The organism is Gemmata sp., assembly GCF_051859125.1.
Lineage (GTDB): Bacteria > Planctomycetota > Planctomycetia > Gemmatales > Gemmataceae > Gemmata.
Genome location: NZ_JBHYGG010000210.1, coordinates 1 through 3,118 on the forward strand (window position 1 = coordinate 1; position 3,118 = coordinate 3,118).

Genomic DNA, 3,118 nt, shown 5'->3' on the forward strand with positions numbered 1-3,118 from the left:
TCAAAGCTACACCGAACTGAACACAGTTCCCACCAACTTTCGCGACGCATACCCCCGAGCGCCATCTGCTTGAGGTTGTTCTGGCACTTCATGCGGGCGGCCGCCTCGCGCACCTTCTGCACCGCCGGCAGCAGCAGGCCGATCAGGATGGCGATAATGGCAATGACGACCAGCAGTTCAATGAGCGTGAACGCCCCCCGCCGGGGGGAGTGGGACGTGGGCATGGACGAACTCCTCGAACCGAAGACGTGACCGAATGAACCGCCGCCCGCGTCGCGCAGGCCGGCCGGACTCATCCTAAAGATAGCACAAGTTTCGGCAAGAAGCCGGCGGGACGGCGGGAAGCGAAAGGCGGGAAGCGATGGGACGCGGACGACGCGGATGAGACGCAGGATCGAAGAGGATCAGAAGAACGCAATTCGTTGAACTGCGCTCTCGTCTGATCGGCTTTCGATCCCGTCTTTGCTCCGCGTCGTCCGCGTCCCATCGCTTCTCTGTTTTTACTTCAGTTCTTTGACGTACACGTTGCGGAACTCGACGTGGACGTTGTAGCTCTGGAACCCGATGTGCCCCTTCTCGCGCTTCAGGCCGGGGTGCTTGTCGAACTTCTTCTCGTAGTCGTCCAGGTTCGCGCTCACCAACTCCTTGTCGTTCTGCGTGATGGTCACCTTGCGGCCCTGGCACACGATGCGGACCGTGTTCCACTCGCCGATCTTCTTGTTCGCGGCCTCCTTGGCGGGCTGCACGTCGTAGATCGAGCCGGTGTGCTGGTAGTCGGCGAGCTTGCCCGGCCAGCCCTCGTCGTCGATGAGCTGGATCTCCATGCCCACGTAGGCCGGGTCGCCCTTGGGCGGGGTGCGGAGCGCGACGCCGCTGTTGCCCCCGGCCTTGCCCCACTTGTACTCGCACCGGAACTCGAAGTCGCCGTACTCCTTGTCGGTGAGCAGGTACCCGCCGCCGCCGCCCTTGCACACGATCGACCCGCCCTCGGCGGCCCACTGGTCGGCCTTGCCCGTGGCCTTCCACCCGTCGAGGGTCTTGCCGTCGAACAGCGGCGTGAACCCCTCCGGGGGCTTCGCGGCCTTGTCGTCGGCCCCGGCGGTGACCGCGAGCGCGGCCGCCACGACACACACCTTCAACACCGTTCGCATCTGCGGACTCCTGGGGGGGCGGGACTGCCGCCATCTTATGCCGAATCTCCAGGATTGGTTTCTGTCTGGTGGGGCAGGCATTCTTGCCTGCCTCCGGACGCGACCGGAGGCAGGCAAGAATGCCTGCCCCACCCGGAGCAACTGATCCACGCGATTCGGTCCCAGCCCGGGGCCGTAGAATGTCACCGAGCACCACGGGAGGGTTCGATGCGCCGGCACATGATGAAGTCGAAGCTGCACCGGGCGACGGTGACCGCGGCCGAGTTGCACTACGAGGGGAGCCTGACCGTCGACGCCGACCTGCTCGACGCCGCGGACATCCTGCCCAACGAGCAGATCCACGTCTGGGACGTGACCAACGGCACCCGGCTGACGACGTACGCGCTACCGGGCAAGCGGGGGAGCGGCGAGGTGTGCGTGAACGGGGCGGGGGCGCACCTGATCCGCCCCGGCGACCTGGTCATCATCGCGACGTTCGCCGAGTTCGACGACGCCGAGGCCCGCGCCCACAAGCCGACGGTCGTCCTGCTCGGCGAGGGGAACCGGCGGAAGTGACCCGCGTGCCTGGTCCGAGCCCGAGCGCCGAGCGAGGGAGCGCGTGGACCCTCGCTCGGCGCTCGGGCTCGGACCAGACGCCTGCATGAGAGGACCCGCCCATGCTCGACGTCGCGGACGCACTCGCCGAGGTCCTCGCCCGGGTCCGGCCGCTGCCGCCGACCGCGGCCCGGCTCGCGCCCGACGCGCTCGGCCGCGTCCTCGCGGTCGACGTGCGGGCCGACGCCGACTCGCCCCCGTTCCCCAAGTCGCTCCGCGACGGGTACGCGGTGCGCTCGGCCGACTGTTCCCTTCCCGGCCGCGAGTTGCGCGTCACGAGCGAGATCGCCGCGGGGGTCGTTCCGACGAAGGCGGTCGCGCCCGGCGAGTGCGCCCGCATCTTCACGGGTGCCCCCATGCCCGAGGGGGCCGACGCGGTCGTCATGCAGGAGGACACGCAGCCGGCCGGCGACGCCGCGGTGCGCGTCACCGACGAGCGGGTGAAGCCGGGGCAGTGGGTGTTCGCCCGCGGGACCGAGATGCGGGCCGGGGACGTGGTGCTCGCCGCCGGCACGGCGCTGACCCCCGCGGCGCTCGGCGTGCTGGCCGGGCTCGGGCTCGTCGAGGCGAAGCTGTTCCCGGCCCCGCGGGTGTTCGTCCTTCCCACGGGTAACGAACTGGTCGAGCCGGGTCGGCCGCTCCGACCGGGGCAGATCCGCAACTCGAACGGCCCGATGCTCGCCGCGCAGGTGGTGCGGGCCGGGGGCGTCGCGACGCACCGCGGGATCGGCCCGGACACGCTCCCCGAACTCCTCAAGCTCGTCGGCGACGAACTTGACGGCACCGACGTGCTGCTCGTCGCCGGCGGCGTGTCGGTCGGGAAGTATGACCTGGTGCCGGCGGTGCTGGGGGAACTCGGCGTCGCCACGCACGTCCGGCAGGTGCGGATGAAGCCCGGGAAGCCGCTGCTGTTCGGCTCCCGCGGCGGCACGCTCGTGTTCGGGCTCCCGGGCAACCCCGTGAGTGCGGCGGTGTGCTTCGAGCTGTTCGTGCGGCCGGCGCTGCGAGTCCTTGCGGGCCACTCAGTCCCCGGCCCGACGACCGTGACGCTGCCGCTGGCCGAGGCGGTCGCGGAGGTGAACGACCGGCCGACGTACCGCCCCGCGAAGCTCGAAGTCGGGCCGACCGGGTACGCGGTGCGGCCGCTGCCGTGGCTCGGCGCGCCGGACCTCCGCGGGCTGGCCGCCGCCGACGCGCTGCTGGTGCTTCCCGCGGGCGAGGCGCGGCTCGACCCGGGTTCGCTGGCGCAGGTGGTGTTGCTAAACTAACACGGTGCCGCAGACCGGTCCGCGCGACTGGTAATCTCGTGTGCGTGGCACCCCCTCACCCGCCGCGAAGCGCGGCGACCTCTCCCCGTAGGAACGGGGCGAGGT

General features: G+C 70.2%; 4 protein-coding genes. 2 read left to right on the plus strand and 2 right to left on the minus strand.

Annotation, left to right across the window (positions count from 1 at the left end; genetic code table 11):
• Nucleotides 1–224, minus strand: a 224-nt coding sequence (locus ACTIGN_RS17500) for a prepilin-type N-terminal cleavage/methylation domain-containing protein (protein ID WP_439626114.1), incomplete at its 3' end; no start/stop codon positions are given.
• A gap of 276 nt (nt 225–500) precedes the next feature.
• Nucleotides 501–1,151 (minus strand): 3-keto-disaccharide hydrolase, encoded by a 651-nt coding sequence (locus tag ACTIGN_RS17505; RefSeq protein WP_439626116.1) that lies wholly within the window; start codon nt 1,149–1,151, stop codon nt 501–503.
• A gap of 207 nt (nt 1,152–1,358) precedes the next feature.
• Here ACTIGN_RS17505 and panD point away from each other — a divergent pair, with 207 nt between their 5' ends.
• Both panD and ACTIGN_RS17515 read left to right on the plus strand, forming a co-directional pair.
• On the plus strand, nt 1,359–1,706 hold the full coding sequence (panD, locus tag ACTIGN_RS17510) for an aspartate 1-decarboxylase (RefSeq protein WP_439626118.1): 348 nt from the start codon (nt 1,359–1,361) through the stop codon (nt 1,704–1,706).
• Nucleotides 1,707–1,807: 101 nt separating this feature from the next.
• The gene (locus ACTIGN_RS17515; protein ID WP_439626120.1) at nt 1,808–3,013 is read left to right on the plus strand and encodes a molybdopterin molybdotransferase MoeA; all 1,206 of its coding nucleotides are present in this window, start codon (nt 1,808–1,810) and stop codon (nt 3,011–3,013) included.
• Nucleotides 3,014–3,118 lie beyond the last annotated feature (105 nt).